The sequence below is a fragment of the Chitinophaga sp. genome, from assembly GCF_036569125.1.
Taxonomy (GTDB): Bacteria; Bacteroidota; Bacteroidia; order Chitinophagales; family Chitinophagaceae; genus Chitinophaga.
On sequence record NZ_DATCRF010000082.1, the window covers coordinates 1 to 18,010 of the forward strand.

The window sequence follows — 18,010 nt, forward strand, 5'->3', positions numbered from 1 at the left end:
ATGGCTACCGGCCGTTTCAGGAAAGTATATTCCTGCAATATCAGGTCCCGGTAGTCTTTTTCCGTCAACGTTTTTTCATGTAAGCCCATGGGCCGGTACTTTTGACTGCGGCGGCTGAACAGCGCTTCATAGCTGCCCGCCAGCTTAGCCATTTCATCCAGCTGGGCCGGGGTAATGTGCTCCGTTTTAATGTCCTGCAATACAAACCCCTTTTTCTGAACGCCGGTTTCCGCAATAATTTTTTTGCAGGTGCTGCAGCTCGACAAATGGTATAATTTCTTCATGTTTATCCAGGTATAATTCCCCCTCAAACTTACAGCGGCCGTAAAAACTTTCAAACTTTAAACTCCTAACTTTGCACATTACTCAAATTCACGTAGGTTTAGCGCATGCAAAAGAAATTGTTTTTACTGGATGCTATGGCACTCATTTACCGTGCTTATTATGCCCTTATCAGAAATCCACGGTTAACCACAGCCGGCCGTAATACCAACGCGCAGTTTGGTTTTACCACCACCCTGCTGGACCTCATCAACAAAGAAAAGCCCACACACATGGCAGTGGCTTTTGATACGGCAGCACCCACAGAACGGCATACCTCCTTTGAAGCATATAAGGCCAACCGGCAGGAGGCCCCCGAGGATCTTACCGATGCGCTGCCGGATATTAAGCGCATTATTGAAGGCTTTAACATCCCCGTAATTGAAGTAGATGGCTATGAGGCCGATGATGTGATAGGCACCCTGGCCTGGCAGGCCGCCAACGTGGGTTACGACGTGTATATGGTAACGCCGGATAAGGATTACGGACAGCTGGTAAAAGAAAATGTATTCATTTACAAGCCGCCCTACATGGGTAATAAAGAGGAGATCATGGGGCCCAAAGAAATTTGCGCCAAGTGGCAGATCACCGATGTGCACCAGGTAATAGATATCCTGGGCCTGATGGGCGATGCGGTGGATAACATTCCCGGTATTGCCGGCATTGGCGAAAAAACCGCCATGAAGCTGTTATCTCAATACCATTCCCTGGAAAATGTGCTGGCCAATGCAGATACCATTGGCGGTAAAATGGGAGAGAAGATCAAAGCCGGATCCGCAGACGCTCTCATGTCCAAACAGCTGGCTACCATTATTACCGATGTGCCCTGCACTTTTCATGAAGAAGACTTTTGCATCAAGGAACCTAATAAAGAAAAGCTTACGGAAATTTTCACGGAGCTGGAGTTCAAAACACTGGGCAAAAGGATTTTGGGCGATGGCTTTTCATCAGCCAACACAGAAGCGCCCCTGCCCGCAAAGCCCCAGCAGCAGGACCTTTTCGGCAATATTGTAGAAGATACCGGCATTTTAGCTGCACGTGAAGAGAATGCAGACAGCGGCATTAACGTACTGCTGGCCGATAAGAACATTGATAATACAGAACATACCTACCGCCTGGTAGATACACCGGAGAAAATAGCGGAGCTCATTGCACATTTACAACAGCAAAAAGAGATCTGTTTTGATACCGAAACCACCGGCACTGATGCCAATGCCGTGGAAATGGTGGGTATGAGCTTTGCCTGCTGTAAACATGAAGGCTGGTATGTACCGGTACCCACCGACCAGCAGGCCACCAAAGCTATCCTGGAAACCTTCCGCCCCCTGTTTGAAAATGAGCAGATCACTTTTGTAGGGCAGAACATTAAGTACGATATGCTGGTGCTGAAATGGTATGGCCTGGAGATTAAAGGGCCCATCTTTGATACCATGCTGGCGCATTACCTGATTGAGCCGGAAGGCCGGCGGGGCATGGATCTGCTGAGCGCACAATACCTGCAGTACGCACCGGTATCCATTGAAACGCTTATTGGTAAAAAGGGAAAAGGTCAGGGCAACATGCGCGATGTGGAGCTGGAAAAGATCAAGGAATATGCCGCGGAAGATGCCGACATTACCTTGCAGCTGAAAGAAAAATTTGTACCGCTGCTCACGCAAAAAAGTGTTGATAAAGTTTTTTATGAAGTAGAAAATCCTTTGGTGCGCGTGCTTACGGATATGGAGTATGAGGGCATTGCAGTAAATAATCAAACCCTGGCCGATTACTCCCGCGAGCTGGAAGGCGAAATAAAAAGGGCCGAAGAAAGTGTGTACCAGCAGGCCGGCGTACGCTTTAATCTAGCATCGCCTAAACAGCTGGGAGAGGTGCTGTTTGAAAAGCTGCAGCTGGATCCCAAAGCCAAGAAAACCCGCACGGGGCAATACGCTACGGGTGAGGATGTGCTGGCGAAGCTCTCTGTTAAGCACCAGATCGTGGAAGACATTCTTATTTTCCGCGAGTTAAGCAAGCTGAAATCAACTTACGTTGATGCGTTACCGTTAATGATCAACAAACGCACCAACCGCATTCACACTTCTTACAACCAGGCCGTAGCCGTAACAGGGCGTTTAAGCTCCAACAATCCTAACCTGCAGAATATTCCCATTCGTACAGACCGTGGCCGTGAAGTGCGTAAAGCTTTTGTACCGCGTAATGAGGAATATGTATTACTCTCTGCCGACTATTCACAGATTGAGCTGCGCATTATTGCCGCTATTAGTGAAGATGCACAGATGATAGATGCTTTTCAGAAAGGGCTGGATATTCACATTGCTACCGCAGCAAAGGTATATGGGGTGGATATGTCGGAAGTAACCTCCGACATGCGCCGCAACGCCAAAAGCGTAAACTTTGGTATCATATACGGGCAAAGCGCCTTTGGCCTGTCTGAAAACCTGGGCATACCCCGTTCAGAAGCCAAAATGCTTATTGACAACTATTTTACCCAGTACCCTTCTATTAAGGGGTATATGGAAAAACAGATCAGCTTTGCACAGAAGAACGGTTACGTACAAACGCAGCTGGGCCGCAAGCGCTGGCTAAAGGATATTAACTCCTCCAACGCAGTAGTACGCGGTTATGCAGAGCGTAACGCCATTAACATGCCTATACAGGGTACCGCTGCTGATATGATAAAGCTGGCTATGATAGCGGTGCACAATACCTTTAAGCAGCATAACCTTAAATCCCGCATGATCCTGCAGGTGCATGATGAATTGGTGTTTGATGCCCACCATTCAGAGGTGGAAACCATTAAACCCCTTATACTGGAATGCATGCGCAATGCCCTGCCGCTGGCCGTACCGGTTGAAGCGGAAATAGGCGCCGGCAAGAACTGGCTGGAGGCGCATTAGTCAATAATATTTACTACTTATTGACAGAACGCAGCAGCTTAACACCTGCTGCGTTCTGAATTTATACAGGGTAAGTTCCATAGTGATCATGCGCCTGTTAAAAAAACTGCATAATACCCGCAGTACAGGCCTGTACAGCCATCCATGGATCGGGGTTTATATTTACCGGCGGGAAAATTATGCTATGATTTATCAATTTACTTTTGTACTTTATTTGATAAAAAACTGCCATTGTGCCCTAATAAAATATTAACAACTAGCAGCTTGTTATGCTTGTATTTCCCAAATACGTTTACTAGCTTTCGTTCATGATCCAAACATCAAGATTACAATTATTACCATGCTCCCTGCAGTACTTTGAAGCGCTGTTGCAGGGCAACGATGTTTTGGCGGATCTGCTGGGCATAGATATTCCGGAATACTGGACAGAGTTTCCGGAAATCATACTGGTTGCCTATGATAAACTCCGGAACGATCCTTCTATGCTGGGCTGGTTCTTTTACCTGGTGATACACCGGGAAGACCGCCGCCTCATTGGCTCCGGCGGTTTTAAGGAACGGCCTGACAAGAACGGGATGGTAGAAATAGGTTACGAAATAACGGCCGATTACCGGGAGCAGGGCTATGGTACAGAGCTGGCAGCAGCCCTTATCCGCTTTGCATTTAGCCACAGCTACGTACAAAAAGTAGTAGCGCATACGGAAGAAGAGTATAACGCCTCCGTAAAGATCCTGCAAAAAGCCGGGATGCAGTTTGCCGGCGAAGTATCCGACAAGGAAAATGAACAGCTCTGGCAGTGGGCCATCACAAGAGAACAATACACCGCATTTGTAGAAAAGGATCAACTGGAAAGCCGCTCTTAGGGCTCCCTTCCGCTCATCCATCTTTTATACACCGCATTCCCGTCATTCCCTTATTTTTGGCGACTTGTTTATTGAAGGCACCTGCTTTTAATGAACCAACCATAATTAATTTACGCTTACGGGCGTATCTCTGGGGGCTCTTATTGAACTGTTTAACAGGCAAACAACAAAACAAACTTGCAATTGTATGAAAAAATGGATCGTGTGCGCAGCACTACTCTCCTCTACCGCTGTAATGGCGCAGAACACCAACAAAGAAGGCAGCCATTACCAATTCACCACCATTAAGAACCTGGATGCCTATGATGTGCAGAACCAGGGTATGACAGGCACCTGCTGGTCTTTTTCCGGCCTTTCTTTTCTGGAATCGGAATTATTGCGCAACGGTAAAGGCGAGGGCCTGAACCTGAGCGAAATGTATGTAGTACGTAAAATGTATCCTCTTAAAGCAGCTAACTACGTTCGTATGCACGGCAAAGCTAATTTTGGCGAAGGCGGCGGCTTCCCCGACGACCTGTTGTGCCTGCGCCGTTACGGCCTGGTGCCCCAAACCGTATATGATGGTAACCGTACCAAAATGTACAACCATGCCGAAATGGAAAGCCTGCTGGAAGGCTTTGTAAAAAATATCGGCAACCGGGAAGGCGCCATCAACCCCAATTGGCAAAAAGCTTTTGACGGTGTACTGAATAGTTACATGGGCGATGCACCTGAAAAGTTTGAATACAAAGGCAAATCATATACCCCGCAGTCTTTTGCCAAAGAGCTGGGCCTGAATGCAGATGATTATGTGATCGTTACCTCCTTTACCCACCACCCTTATTACGAACAGTTTGTGCTGGAAGTACCGGACAACTGGAACTGGGAAAAAGTGTACAATGTACCCCTGAACGATATGATCAGCATTGCGGAAAACGCCATCAACACCGGTTACACCGTAGCCTGGGCAGCAGATGTAAGTGAAAAATATTTCAGCTTTCCCAACGGCCTGGCCGTAGTACCGGAAAAAGACTGGGACGAAATGACCGCAGAAGAGCGCAAGAAATTGTTTGAAGAACCAGGCACGGAAAAAACCATCACTCCTGAAGTGCGCCAGCTGGCTTTTGATAATTATGAAACCCAGGACGATCATGGTATGCACATAGTAGGCCTGGCAAAAGACCAGAACGGCAATAAATATTTCCGGGTTAAGAACTCCTGGGGTACCGGCAATTTCGGACAGGGTTACTTTTATGCCTCTGTACCGTACTTTGCTTACAAAACCACCAACATACTGGTGAACAAAAAATCTATTCCCGCAGATATAGCCAAGAAAATGGGGATTAAGTAAGAATGTAAAATTTCAAACCGACGAAGGAGGTTCATAGAGGCCATTGAAAAGACTTTGTGAACGAGATAAATCATAACTGTAAAATGTAAAAGGGGAATGCTGCGATCCGTAGCATTCCCCTTTTACATTTGAAATTTTACATTTATGATTTATCATTTTACATTCCCTCACGGCTTCCCTTCCAGCTTTTGCGTATACTGGTAAGTTCCCAGCCGCAGCTTCACCGGCACACGCACCTGTTTTTCCAGCAACCATTCCTGTTTGCAAAAAACACCAAAATGCTGCTGATAATAAGCCCCCGGCGCCACAGAAGTGGCAGGCGTAAGCATATACGCCGGTAAAGGCGCCCGCTTAACAGTATCAGCCCCCTGTGCAGGCAGGCGCAAACTCTGCGCACCAGCCTTTGCTGCCGTTAGCAGCAATGCTGCTATCCCTATATAACGTAATAACATCTTCATTGTTAACCAATCAGTTCTAAGCTGCCGGCACCTTCCCGGATCACTTCCGGCTCCGGCCCGGTAAGGTCTATTACCGTAGAAAAAGTAATACCTCCCATGCCGCCATCCACCACAATATCCACTATCTTTCCAAACTTTTCCTGGATGATCTCCGGGTCCGTATATTCTTCCACGTAGTGCTCAACCGGCAAAGAGGTGCTCATGATCGGGTTACCCAATTCCTTTACAATAGTACGGCAAATATTGTTATCCGGCACGCGTATGCCCACTGCATCCCTTTTCGTTTTCAGCATTTTGGGCACCTGCCTGCTGGCCGGTAAAATAAAGGTATAAGGCCCGGGCAGCGCCTTCTTTAGCATACGGAACACCGGTGTATCCACACTTTTGGCGTAGTCCGACAAATGGCTCAGATCATAACAGATAAAGGAGAAGTGCGCCTTCTTCGGATCTATCTGCTTAATGCGGCAAATACGTTCTATGGCCTTGGGCTGTGAGATATCGCAGCCCATACCATACACGGTATCAGTAGGGTAAATGATCACGCCACCATTCCGTAAACATTCCACGATCGTTTTCAAATGACGGGCATTGGGATTTTCCGGGTGCAATTGTAATAGCATGAGCTCCAATTAAATGATGATAAATGATCTTATATAACAAAGGTAGTACCATTTCCTAAACTAAATTTTATATACCTTTCGGCCGATTTTTGTTTAAACCGGCCTGAATGGAATTAAAAGGAATTGTACCCAGAACCTGGAAAAAACTGAGACGCGTACTGCTGATCCTGTTTATTGCACATTTCGTATACCTGATCTTGTTACGCTGGGTCAATCCTCCTATTACCATCACCATGATCTCCAGCTGGGTAAGCCTCTGGGGTACGGACAAACATTTTCACAAAACCTGGGCCGATTCGGAAGATATTTCCCAATACGCTAAGCTGGCTGTTATAGCCAGTGAGGATCAGCTGTTCCCGGACCACGATGGATTTGATTTTAAATCCATTGAAAAGGCCATGAAGCATAACCAGAAAAGTAAAAAGATCCGCGGCGCCAGCACCATTAGCCAGCAGGTAGCCAAAAACGTGTTCTTATGGCAGGGCCGCAGCTGGGTGCGCAAAGGGCTGGAGGTGTATTTTACTTTTATGATAGAAAAGCTCTGGGGCAAAAAACGCATCCTGGAAATGTATATGAATGTGGCCCAAACCGGCGATGGCATTTTTGGTTTTGAAGCCGCCGCACAGCAATACTATCATAAATCTGCCGCTGCCTTAAACCGTGAGCAGGCTGCTATGATCACCGCTGCCCTGCCCAACCCGGTAAAATATACAGTAAATCCGCCGGCACGTATCACCAGCTGGCGCCAGCGCAGGATCCTGACCCAGATGCGCAACCTCACCGGTGATCCCGATGTAGCAGCACTGGTAGTAGCAAAGCTGGAAACGAAGAAAACGTCTAAGAGAATGTAAAATGTAAAATTTTAAATCATAAATGTAAAAGGGGAATGCCGCGATCCGTAGCATTCCCCTTTTGCATTTATCTCGTTCATAAAGTCTTTTCAATGGTCTCTATGAACCTCCTTCGTCGGTTTGAAATTTTACGTTTATGATTTTACATTCCTCAGGGCATCCACCGCTGCAATCGCCTTCGCTTCCCTCTCTTCATAGCTACCGCGTATATCCGCCCACGGTACCCCGCTGTTCATTACAATATCCCGGTAAATGCGGTAAAAATATTCCCGCATCTGCGGATCAGGATACTCCCGCTGCGGATCATTTTCCCAGGGAATATCTATATAGGTCAATAAATACAGGTCGTACCGGCGGCCGGCAATATGTTCCAGTATCTGGGGGTCGCACTGCCCGTATTTATGTTCGCTCCAAACTTTGATCACGTACAGGTCAGTATCGCATATCAGCAGGTCGCCGGCCTGTTGCGCTTTTTCATCTTCCAGCTGCAGCTGCCCCTCGGCAATGGCCAGCAGATCGTGCTGCTCATAGGGCCGGTACGGAGATAGATTTTCAATATACTCCCGTGCATACTCCGGCGTCCACACCGTGTTGTAATGTGCGGCCAGCTTTTGGCTCAGCGTGCTTTTGCCGGTTGATTCCGGTCCCAGTACTACTATCTTATGCATGCAGGGCATTTTTTTCCTGTGCTTCCCGGATCTTCTTCCAGCTGAAATATCCCATTACAGCTACTATGAACAGGAAGATGGTGAGTAATGCAGTGGGATATAATTTTTTATGGAACAGCAGCGGCACTGCCACCAGGTTAGATACATTCAATACTACCCAGTTCTCAATCTTCCGCTTGGCCAGCAGCCACATGCCGGCGCAGGCCGTGGCAGATACAAAGGCATCCACCAGCGGTACATCGGAATTGGAAAAGTTCCGCAGCAGCACATAGAACAGCGCCCAGCCAAACACGGCTATCAGCACGGTTACCACCCAATCCCGCCGGGTAGCCCAGGCCACTTCAGTAGTATGCTGCTGCGCATCTTTATGCGCCCAGTGGTACCAGCCATATACGCTCATCACAAAATAATAGGCATTCAGCGTAGCCTCTGCATACAGGCGGAACTGCTCCCGCGATAGCAGGTACACATAAATGCCGGTGCTTACCAAACCGGTAGGGTATAGCCAAATGCTGTTTTGTTTGCTGCAAACCACGCTGATGGCGCCAAACAGGGCGGCAATGATCTCCAGCCAGCTCATGGCATGCACGCCATCCAGCAGGCTTTGGTATATGGCCTGAAAATTCATGGTGCAAATGTAATCGGTAGGGGCAAATAAAAAAGCACAGTCACTAAGACTGCGCTCCTTTTAACACTATCATTCTTCTCAACTATGGCTTATTATTCTGCTTCCGCCACTACTTCCCTTACTTCAGGTATCATGCGTTTCATCATGCCTTCAATACCTGCTTTTAAGGTGATCATGGAAGAAGGGCAACCGGAGCAGGACCCCTGCAGCATCAGTTTCACCACGCCTTCGTTATAGTCCTTGAACTGTATGGCGCCACCGTCCATTTCAACGGCAGGCTTCACATAGTTCTCCAGTAATTCTTTAATACGTTTTACCACGTCACTGTCATCAGCACTTACTTCATTGGTGGCCGCAGTTTTTGTTACCACAATCTCCTCCTCGTTAATAATGGGGCGGTTATCTTCCAGGTATTCCTTCAGGAACGCCTTAATGGAAGGTATCACATCCATCCAGTCTGTATCAGGAGTTTTGGTCAGGGTAATAAAATTGGCCATTATAAATACGCCCCGTATAAAGGGGAAGCTGAACAGTTCCACAGCCAGGGGAGAAGGTTTCGCGCTGGCCTCATCAGGGAAATCAATGCTTTTGCCGGGATACAGGAGCTTGTTAGCCACAAACTTCATGGTTTCCGGGTTCGGCGTCATTTCCGTATAGATACTGATGATGGGATTGCCTGTTTTAATCATTTTCTTAACCTTATTTAACACAACAAAGGTAGCAACTTTCAGCCAGAAAGTTGGAACGTCAGGTGTGATATTCCATCGATTTTTGCAATAGGCTTATAGGCAAATGATTATATTCGTTCAGAATAAACCATTTGAAGCACCGTTTTAAACACTTTTCTTATGCTATACAAAAAGCTATCAACCAACACAGAAAAGGCATTGAACGAACAGGTGGAGCTGGAAGCCGCCTCATCCCAATACTACCTGGCTATGGCTTCCTGGGCCGATGTGCAGGGTTATAACGGCATTGCCCAGTTCCTGTTCCGGCACTCCGATGAAGAGCGCATCCACATGCTCAAGCTGCTAACCTTCATTAACGACCGCGGTGGTTTTGGCATTGTACCCGCGCTGAAGCAGCCCCCTTTACAGTTTAATAACATACATGATATTTTTGAGCAGGTGCTGAAACATGAAATACTGGTATCTACAGAGATCAATAAGCTGGTAGAGCTTTGCCTGCAGGAGAAAGACTATACCACGCACACCTTTCTGCAATGGTATGTGAACGAGCAGATCGAAGAAGAAAAAATGGCCAGCAAGATCCTGGATAAGCTGAAGCTGATCGGGGAGGATAAAGGCGGCTTATACATTTTTGACCGGGATATGGGCACCCTGCGTACAGAAGATCAACACTAAAGTGTGACAGGTTAGGATTGCAAGTTGTTTTAATTCTGTGTATTTTGTATTACAAATTACACCTATGCAATCTAAGAGAACGCTGAAGGCACGCAAACGCGTAGCGCTGATAGCGCATGACCATAAAAAGGGGGAGCTGGTAGAGTGGGCCGTTTATAATAAAACCGTTTTAAGCCGCCATGAGCTGTATGCCACCGGTACTACCGGCAGGTTGCTGGAAGAGTACCTGGATGTACCCGTTCGCAAACTGCTGAGCGGCCCCCTGGGCGGCGATCAGCAGATAGGCTCCATGGTAGCGGAAGGCGATATTGATGCGGTGGTCTTTTTCTGGGACCCTATGGAAGCGCTGCCACACGATCCTGATATTAAAGCGCTGCTGCGTTTGTGCGCCGTTTGGAACATTCCAATGGCCTGCAACCGCACCAGCGCTGATTTTTTGCTTACCTCCCCGCTCATGCACCAGGATTATGAAGTGCTGCTAACGGATTATTCCCAGTACCTGGGACGGAAGGTGAGTAGTGTTCAGTAGTGCGCTGCCTGGTAATGCTCCTGCAGCACATCCTCGCCAAAATCATTTTTCAGATCGCGCAGCACGGTGTGCACATGGTTGCCGTTGTTCTGGGTATTATCATATTCTATTAATATCGCGGGGTTCTGAATGCGGTAATAATGCCCGCCGCCCCAGGCGCTGGCGCCTGCCCAGGCAAAGTGCATATTGTTCCAGCCGGCAGCGGTAATTTCTTTCAGTAAAATATCAGCCATCAGCTTGGTGTAGTTATCAATATACACCGCTACCAGCTGTTGCAGCATTTGCTGCTGCCGCGGGTTCATCTGGCTATAGGCAAGGCCCGGAGGGTTCAGCAGCATGGCTTTGCGCTGGTTGCCGGTAATAATTTCCCGGGGTGCATCGGTTTGTATCATAGCCTGCTGCAGCTGTGTTTTATCCAAAGAATGCAGCAGCTCAAAACCCAGCACCGCTTCCTGTTTCAATACCTGTTTGCCTTTTTCCGGCCCGGAGGGCACTATTCCCGGGTTTGAGCCAAAGAAAGAGGGCGTGCTGGCCACCAGCGTATTGTTGGCAGCAGAAAAGTTCAGGCTTACGTGGTGCCCTTCCAGCCGCCAGCCCCAGGGCTTTTGTGGCCCCGGCTCCCCGAATACGGAGAAGTAATAGTTGGTAGGGTCCCGGTAATGATCATCTGCCCCGCGGTTTTCCAGTACCTTCAGCACATTTTCCAGCGCAATAATAGAAGTGGCTTTTTTATATCCCTGTGCGCTCATACAGGTTTGCAGCAGGTGCAGCGCCGCGGTTTGCTGCTGCTTGTTCATGGCTTTTATAGGCAATCCCTTGCGTGGCATAGGCACAAAGTTCCAGTGAAAACGCTCCGCATCGTCCCAGGTAAATACGGCCTGCTGCCGGGTACCGGCATCCAGTGTTTGCAGGAACTGCTGCGCCGCAGTAGTAATATCTTTCCCGGTTGATTGTGCATAGGCCCTGGAGCTGCTTATCAGCAACAGGCACGGAAGTAAAGTACGGAGGAGCATAAGCGTGGATTGTTGAAACAAAATAATAAAACGCATCAATATGTGTGGTAGATGTTTGATGTGTGGCACACTTTTTACTTATTTTCGCACTTTTAGCATTTTAAAGTAACGCATTGTAGATGAATGTGAAGCAATTGGCAGCGGGTATTATGTTATTGTGTTGCATAGTAACATCCTTACACGCACAGCTACCCCCCAAAAGGGAACTCAGGGCCGTATGGATAGCCACCGTGGAAAATATAGACTGGCCCTCCCGCAGGGGTTTAAGTACAGAACAGCAAAAGCAGGAGTTTATTGATATACTGGACCGGCAGCAGCGCAACGGCATGAATGCCGTGGTAGTACAGGTACGCCCGTCTACCGATGCATTTTATGCATCCCCCTTTGAGCCCTGGTCTGAATTCTTAACCGGCTCACAGGGGCAGGCCCCCAATCCCTATTATGATCCGCTGGAATTTATGGTAACGGAAACCCATAAACGCGGTATGGAGTTCCATGCCTGGTTCAACCCCTACCGTGCAGTATTCAACATAGGCCGCAGCAGCATCGCCCCCAACCATATTACCCGCTTGCGCCCGCAGTGGTTTGTTACCTACGGCGATAGAAAATATTTCGACCCCGGCATTCCGGAAGCCCGTATCTATGTAACACAGATCATTAAAGATGTGGTAACCCGCTATGATATTGATGCCGTACATTTCGATGATTACTTTTATCCTTACCGCATTCCCGGCAAAGAGTTCCCGGATAATAACTCCTACCGCCAGTATGGTAATAATATGATGCGTGACGACTGGCGCCGCCAGAATGTGGATACCTTTGTTCACATGGTAAGCCTGGCCATTAAAGCCGCTAAGCCCTGGGTTAAGTTCGGCATAAGCCCTTTTGGCGTATGGCGTAACCATAATAAAGATATGGAAGGCTCCTATACCACCGGCGGCCAAACCAATTACGACGATCTGTTTGCCGATGTGCTCAAATGGCTGAAGAATGGCTGGATCGATTATGTAGCGCCCCAGCTGTATTGGGAAACCGGGCACCGCCTGGTAGCCTATGAGGTGCTGCTGAACTGGTGGGCGCAGCATGGCTATGGCCGTCATGTGTACATTGGGCATGGCGTATACCGCATTAACAGCAATGCTGCCTGGCGCGATCCCAGTGAGCTGCCCCGGCAAATAGCAGAAGCCCGCACCCTCAACACAGTGCAGGGCAGCATTTTTTACAGCAATAAATCCTTTTCCGGCAACCCGCTGGGTATAGAAGATAGTTTGCACAACCACCTGTACCGCTACCCCGCCCTGCGCCCCTTAATGCCCTGGCTGGGCCAGCAGCAGGCCCCTAAATCGCCCTACTTTATAGATGCGTTTGAACGGGCCAATGGCCTGCAGGTCTATTGGTCAGATGATGATACCCTGCAACGCACGCAGCAGTATGTGCTGTACCGTTTTGAAGGTACGCAGGTAGTGAACCTGAACGACCCTACGAAAATACTGGCCCTGGTACCGCAAATGCCCGACCCGCAGTTCACCGATATGACCTACCAGAAAGGCCATACCTATACATATGTGGTAACCGCGCTGGACCGTATGCAGAATGAAAGTTTTTCCAGTGAGCCGCTGCGCACAAAGGTGCAGAATGGAAAAACCATTTTTATATTCCCGTAAACAGGTTGCACATCTATTAATAAAAGTACATCGCAGTCTTCTGCGGTACAGGTATACAACATCGCGGTTAAACCGTATATTCATCTCCCTGTAAAACAAGTTTTAGTAATATGGCAGATTCCTGCCATACTTTTCCCCCTAATGGAATATTACCCTTCCCCAGGGACCCAACTAGCACTTTTGTGTAGCCTGTTTTTTCATTAAATTCAACTTATTTCCGTTTAATTTTAATTTTTTCTAAATTTTAGGGTATAAACAAATGTTTATATAAAAAATACTGCGTTATTTTAGTATCTTTAAACCGTTCCCGAAATAATAATGGTACTTCTCCCGGCCAGCAACAGCTTAAAAGGTGTAGTGTACCTGATACAAAAATTTAAACGAATGCTTGAAGTGAGAAAACAGGAAGGCCTGTATCGTCCGGAATTTGAACATGACGCCTGCGGAACTGGTTTTACGGCCCACATTAAAGGACGTAAGTCTCACCAGATTGTGCGGGATGCCCTGACGATGCTGGAAAACATGGAACACCGTGGTGCCTGCGGTTGTGAGCGCACTACCGGCGACGGCGCCGGTATCCTGATCCAGATGCCGCATGAATTTTTTTATGACGAGTGCCTGAAGATAGGGATTGCGCTGCCGGAATTCGGCAAATATGGCGTAGGACAGATCTTTTTTCCCAAAGAACCCCGCTGGCGCGAAGAGTGCCGCGAGATCTTTGAACGAGCGGCTGAGAAACTGGGACTGGATATACTGGGTTACCGCAAAGTACCGGTACGCCCCGATGGCATTGGTGAAAGCGCCCTTTCCGTAGAACCGGAAATTGAGCAGGTATTTATTGCCTGCCCCTATCATATAACAGACGCAGAAACGTTTGAACGCAAGCTCTTCGTACTGCGTAATTATATTTCCAAAACCGTACGTAACACGGTGCCTAAAGAAAAGGCGCTGTTCTATATCTCATCCCTTTCTTACAAAACCATTGTATATAAAGGACAGCTCACCACTTACCAGGTACGCCATTATTATCCCGACCTGAGTGATGAGAAAATGGTATCCGCCTTTGCGCTGATCCACTCCCGCTTTGCTACCAACACCTTCCCCAGCTGGCGCCTGGCCCACCCTTACCGCTACATTGCGCATAATGGTGAGATCAATACGCTGAAAGGGAACCTGAACTGGCTGCGTGCCGGTGAGCGGGACTTTGTAACCAAATATTTTTCCAAAGAAGAGCTGGACATGCTGCTGCCTATCGTAGAAGAAGGCCAGTCAGACTCCGCCAGCCTGGATAATGTAATAGAGCTGCTCACCATGACCGGCCGCTCCCTGCCGCATGTTATGATGATGCTGATACCGGAAGCCTGGGATGGTAATGAGGATATGGATCCGGCCAAGAAAGCGTTCTATGAATACCATGCTTCTTTAATGGAACCCTGGGACGGCCCTGCTTCCATCTCCTTTACAGATGGTAAGATCATTGGCGCCACACTGGACCGTAACGGTCTGCGCCCCAGCCGCTTTGTAGTAACCAAGGACGACCGCGTGATCATGGCTTCAGAAGCCGGGGTACTGCCGGTTGATCCTAAGAATATTAAAGAAAAAGGCCGCCTGCAGCCCGGTAAAATGTTCATCGTAAATATGGACGAGGGCCGCATCATTGGCGATGAGGAGCTGAAGCAAACCATTTGCACCCAGCAGCCTTATGCAGAGTGGCTGAATAAATATAAGATCCGCCTGGAAGAGCTGCCGGAACCGCGCGTAGCCTTTACGCACCTGGAGCACGACCAGATCTTTAAATACCAGCGCGCATTTGGTTACACCACCGAGGACCTGGACCAGATCATTGCGCCCATGGCCCTGGATGGTAAAGAGCCTATTGGTTCTATGGGTACGGATGTGCCGCTGGCTGTGCTGAGCGATCAGCCCCAGCACCTGAGCAGCTATTTCAAACAGCTGTTTGCACAGGTAACCAACCCGCCCATTGATCCTATCCGGGAAAGGCTGGTAATGTCGCTGGCTACCTTTGTAGGTAACAACGGCAACCTGCTGGATGAAGATCCGCTGCACTGCCATGGCCTGGCCCTGCGCCACCCGATCCTGAACAATCATGAGCTGGAAAAGATCCGCAGTATTGATACCGGTATTTTCCAGGCTAAAACCTTACAAACATATTTTAAGGCCGATGGTAAGCCCGGCTCTCTGGAAAAAGGCCTGGCCCGCTTATGCCGCTACGCGGTAGATGCAGTGGAAGATGGTTTTGAGGTAGTGATCCTCTCTGACCGCTCCATTGATTCAGAGCACGCGCCTATTCCGTCTTTGCTGGCAGCATCCGCCGTACACCACCACCTCATCCGCAAGGGTTACCGTGGCCAGGTAGGGCTGATCGTAGAAGCCGGCGATGTATGGGAAGTACACCACTTTGCCGCCCTGTTAGGTTTTGGCGCAACTGCCATTAACCCTTACCTGGCGCTCAGCACCATCCGCGATATGAAGCTGAATGGCAAGCTGGAAACGGAGTACGATGTGGATAAGCTGAAGAAGAACTACATCAAGGCAATCTGCGAAGGCCTGCTGAAAGTGTTCTCTAAGATGGGTATCTCTACCCTGCAGTCTTACCAGGGTGCGCAGATCTTTGAAATACTCGGCATTAATCAACAGGTAGTAGATAAGTATTTTGCCGGCGCCGTATCCCGCATACAGGGCATGGGCCTGGATGAAATAGCCCGCGAAACGCTGGCTAAGCACTGGATGGGTTTTGGCCGCAAGGAAACACCCGTACAGCGTTTAACCGTAGGCGGTGTATACCAGTGGAAACGGAAAGGTGAGTTCCACCTCTTTAACCCCACTACCATACACCTGCTGCAGTATGCCACCCGCCAGGGCGATTACAACCTGTTTAAAAAATATTCCAAAGCCGTAAATGAGCAGAGCGAAAAGGCCTGCACATTACGCAGCATGTTTGAGTTCAAACGCACCCGCCCTTCTGTTCCCATTGAGGAAGTGGAAGCAGCAGAGGTGATCCTGAAACGTTTTGCTACCGGCGCTATGAGCTTTGGCTCCATCTCGCACGAGGCCCACTCCACCCTGGCAATTGCCATGAACCGGATCGGCGCTAAAAGCAATACCGGTGAGGGTGGTGAAGATGAGCTGCGTTATGAGCAGCTGCCCAATGGCGACAGCATGCGTTCTGCCATTAAACAGGTAGCCAGCGCCCGTTTTGGGGTTACCAGCTACTACCTTACCAATGCAGATGAGCTGCAGATCAAAATGGCACAGGGCGCCAAACCCGGCGAGGGTGGCCAGCTGCCCGGCCATAAAGTGGATGACTGGATCGCAAAAGTGCGGCACTCCACCCCGGGTGTAGGCCTCATTTCTCCGCCGCCACACCATGATATTTATTCTATTGAGGATCTGGCACAGCTGATCTTTGACCTGAAGAATGCTAACCGCGCCGCACGTATCAGCGTTAAGCTGGTATCCAAAGCCGGTGTAGGCACCATTGCAGCCGGTGTGGCCAAAGCCCATGCCGATGTAGTGCTGATCTCTGGTCACGACGGCGGTACCGGCGCCTCCCCGATAAGCTCTATCAAACATGCCGGTTTACCCTGGGAGCTGGGCCTGGCCGAAACGCACCAGACACTGGTACGTAATAAGCTGCGCAGCCGCGTAGTGGTACAATCCGATGGTCAGCTGAAAACCGGCCGCGATATTGCCATCGCTACTTTGCTGGGCGCTGAGGAATGGGGCGTAGCCACTGCTGCCCTGGTAGTAGAAGGTTGTATCATGATGCGTAAATGCCATGTGAACACCTGCCCGGTAGGGGTAGCCACACAGGATCCTGAGCTGCGCAAACGCTTCTCCGGTAATGCAGATCACGTAGTGAACCTGTTTAAATTCCTGGTAGAAGAGCTGCGCGAGATCATGGCCGACCTGGGCTTCCGTACCATCAACGAAATGGTAGGCCAGGTTGAGTCTCTGAAGGTGCGTGAAGGTGTGGATCACTGGAAGTATAAAACACTGGACCTCTCATCTATCCTGTACCGCGAGCCCGCTGCTCCTGAAGTAGGTTTGTACAAACAGGAAGAGCAGGATCACGGGATCAGCGAAGTGCTGGACTGGCAGCTGCTGAAAGCCGCACAGCCCGCGCTGGATAAGAAAACACGCGTGTTCCAGCAATTCAGTGTAAGAAATACCGACCGTACTATTGGTACTATCTTAAGCAACGAAATATCCAAACGCTACAAGGGCGAAGGATTACCGGAAGATACCATTCACTTTAAATTCCAGGGCTCTGCAGGGCAAAGCTTTGGCGCCTTTAACACGCGCGGCGTAACGCTGGAGCTGGAAGGCGAGGCCAATGACTATTTTGGTAAAGGATTATCCGGCGCCAAAATAATTGTATACCCGCATGCAGAAGCAGGCTTTAAAGCAGAGGAAAATATTATTGCCGGCAACGTAGCCCTGTATGGCGCTACCTCCGGTGAAGCCTACATCCGCGGTAAAGCAGGCGAACGTTTTTGCGTACGTAACTCCGGCGCTACCGTAGTAGTAGAAGGCACCGGCGATCACGGTTGTGAATACATGACCGGTGGCCGCGCCGTAATACTGGGCGAAACAGGCCGCAACTTTGGCGCAGGCATGAGCGGTGGTATTGCTTATGTGTATGATGTAAAAGGCACGTTTGCAGGCAGGTGCAATAAAGATATGATCGACTTGGATCCACTGGAGCAGGAAGATGTGAGCAAGCTGCACGACCTGATCACCAAACACCACGCCTACACGAACAGTACCGTAGCCAAGTTCATAT

Annotated in this window: 15 protein-coding genes; 8 read left to right on the forward strand and 7 right to left on the reverse strand. The window is 49.0% G+C overall.

Annotated features, from left to right (window positions below; genetic code table 11):
• The coding region (locus VIM87_RS02935; protein ID WP_331995519.1) for an arsenate reductase family protein at positions 1 to 284 on the reverse strand (284 nt) is incomplete at its 3' end.
• 105 nt (positions 285 to 389) lie between these two features.
• Between VIM87_RS02935 and polA the strand changes: the two genes are divergently transcribed.
• From polA to VIM87_RS02950, 3 genes are all read left to right on the forward strand, one after another.
• Positions 390 to 3,215, forward strand: a complete 2,826-nt coding sequence (polA, locus tag VIM87_RS02940; protein ID WP_331995520.1) for a DNA polymerase I — start codon at positions 390 to 392, stop codon at positions 3,213 to 3,215.
• Positions 3,216 to 3,523: 308 nt separating this feature from the next.
• Complete coding sequence (locus VIM87_RS02945; protein ID WP_331995521.1) at positions 3,524 to 4,078, forward strand: GNAT family N-acetyltransferase; 555 nt, start codon at positions 3,524 to 3,526, stop codon at positions 4,076 to 4,078.
• Between the two features lie 187 nt (positions 4,079 to 4,265).
• Positions 4,266 to 5,408, forward strand: a complete 1,143-nt coding sequence (locus VIM87_RS02950) for an aminopeptidase C (RefSeq protein WP_331995522.1) — start codon at positions 4,266 to 4,268, stop codon at positions 5,406 to 5,408.
• A 167-nt stretch (positions 5,409 to 5,575) separates the two neighbouring features.
• Here the strand turns inward: VIM87_RS02950 and VIM87_RS02955 are convergent, their stop codons facing one another.
• Both VIM87_RS02955 and VIM87_RS02960 read right to left on the reverse strand, forming a co-directional pair.
• Positions 5,576 to 5,866 (reverse strand): hypothetical protein, encoded by a 291-nt coding sequence (locus VIM87_RS02955; RefSeq protein ID WP_331995523.1) that lies wholly within the window; start codon positions 5,864 to 5,866, stop codon positions 5,576 to 5,578.
• A gap of 2 nt (positions 5,867 to 5,868) precedes the next feature.
• On the reverse strand, positions 5,869 to 6,486 hold the full coding sequence (locus VIM87_RS02960; protein WP_331995524.1) for an L-threonylcarbamoyladenylate synthase: 618 nt from the start codon (positions 6,484 to 6,486) through the stop codon (positions 5,869 to 5,871).
• A gap of 107 nt (positions 6,487 to 6,593) precedes the next feature.
• Between VIM87_RS02960 and mtgA the strand changes: the two genes are divergently transcribed.
• Positions 6,594 to 7,337 carry a monofunctional biosynthetic peptidoglycan transglycosylase gene (mtgA, locus tag VIM87_RS02965; RefSeq protein WP_331995525.1) on the forward strand — a complete coding sequence of 248 codons (744 nt, stop codon included), beginning with the start codon at positions 6,594 to 6,596 and terminating at the stop codon, positions 7,335 to 7,337.
• A gap of 134 nt (positions 7,338 to 7,471) precedes the next feature.
• Here mtgA and VIM87_RS02970 read toward each other — a convergent pair whose 3' ends face one another.
• From VIM87_RS02970 to VIM87_RS02980, 3 genes are all read right to left on the reverse strand, one after another.
• Positions 7,472 to 8,005 carry an ATP-binding protein gene (locus tag VIM87_RS02970; protein ID WP_331995526.1) on the reverse strand — a complete coding sequence of 178 codons (534 nt, stop codon included), beginning with the start codon at positions 8,003 to 8,005 and terminating at the stop codon, positions 7,472 to 7,474.
• Entirely contained in the window at positions 7,998 to 8,633 is a 636-nt protein-coding gene (gene pnuC / locus VIM87_RS02975) for a nicotinamide riboside transporter PnuC (RefSeq protein WP_331995527.1), read from the reverse strand. The genes VIM87_RS02970 and pnuC overlap by 8 nt, the downstream gene beginning before the upstream one ends.
• Before the next feature lie 92 nt (positions 8,634 to 8,725).
• Positions 8,726 to 9,322: a NifU family protein gene (locus VIM87_RS02980; protein ID WP_089906930.1), complete on the reverse strand. Its 597-nt coding sequence runs from the start codon at positions 9,320 to 9,322 to the stop codon at positions 8,726 to 8,728.
• A gap of 159 nt (positions 9,323 to 9,481) precedes the next feature.
• Here VIM87_RS02980 and VIM87_RS02985 point away from each other — a divergent pair, with 159 nt between their 5' ends.
• On the forward strand, positions 9,482 to 9,997 hold the full coding sequence (locus VIM87_RS02985) for a ferritin (RefSeq protein ID WP_331995528.1): 516 nt from the start codon (positions 9,482 to 9,484) through the stop codon (positions 9,995 to 9,997).
• Positions 9,998 to 10,061: 64 nt separating this feature from the next.
• On the forward strand, positions 10,062 to 10,526 hold the full coding sequence (locus VIM87_RS02990; RefSeq protein ID WP_331995529.1) for a methylglyoxal synthase: 465 nt from the start codon (positions 10,062 to 10,064) through the stop codon (positions 10,524 to 10,526).
• On the opposite strand, the gene VIM87_RS02995 is transcribed toward VIM87_RS02990, so the two are convergent.
• Entirely contained in the window at positions 10,520 to 11,539 is a 1,020-nt protein-coding gene (locus VIM87_RS02995) for a DUF3500 domain-containing protein (protein ID WP_331995530.1), read from the reverse strand. The two genes, VIM87_RS02990 and VIM87_RS02995, sit on opposite strands and share 7 nt — an antisense overlap.
• A 119-nt stretch (positions 11,540 to 11,658) precedes the next feature.
• Between VIM87_RS02995 and VIM87_RS03000 the strand changes: the two genes are divergently transcribed.
• A complete protein-coding gene (locus tag VIM87_RS03000; protein ID WP_331995531.1) occupies positions 11,659 to 13,203 on the forward strand; it encodes a glycoside hydrolase family 10 protein in 1,545 nt (514 codons plus the stop codon).
• A 384-nt stretch (positions 13,204 to 13,587) separates the two neighbouring features.
• Positions 13,588 to 18,010 (forward strand): glutamate synthase large subunit (gene gltB, locus VIM87_RS03005; protein WP_331995532.1); only part of this gene is annotated, 4,423 nt, incomplete at its 3' end.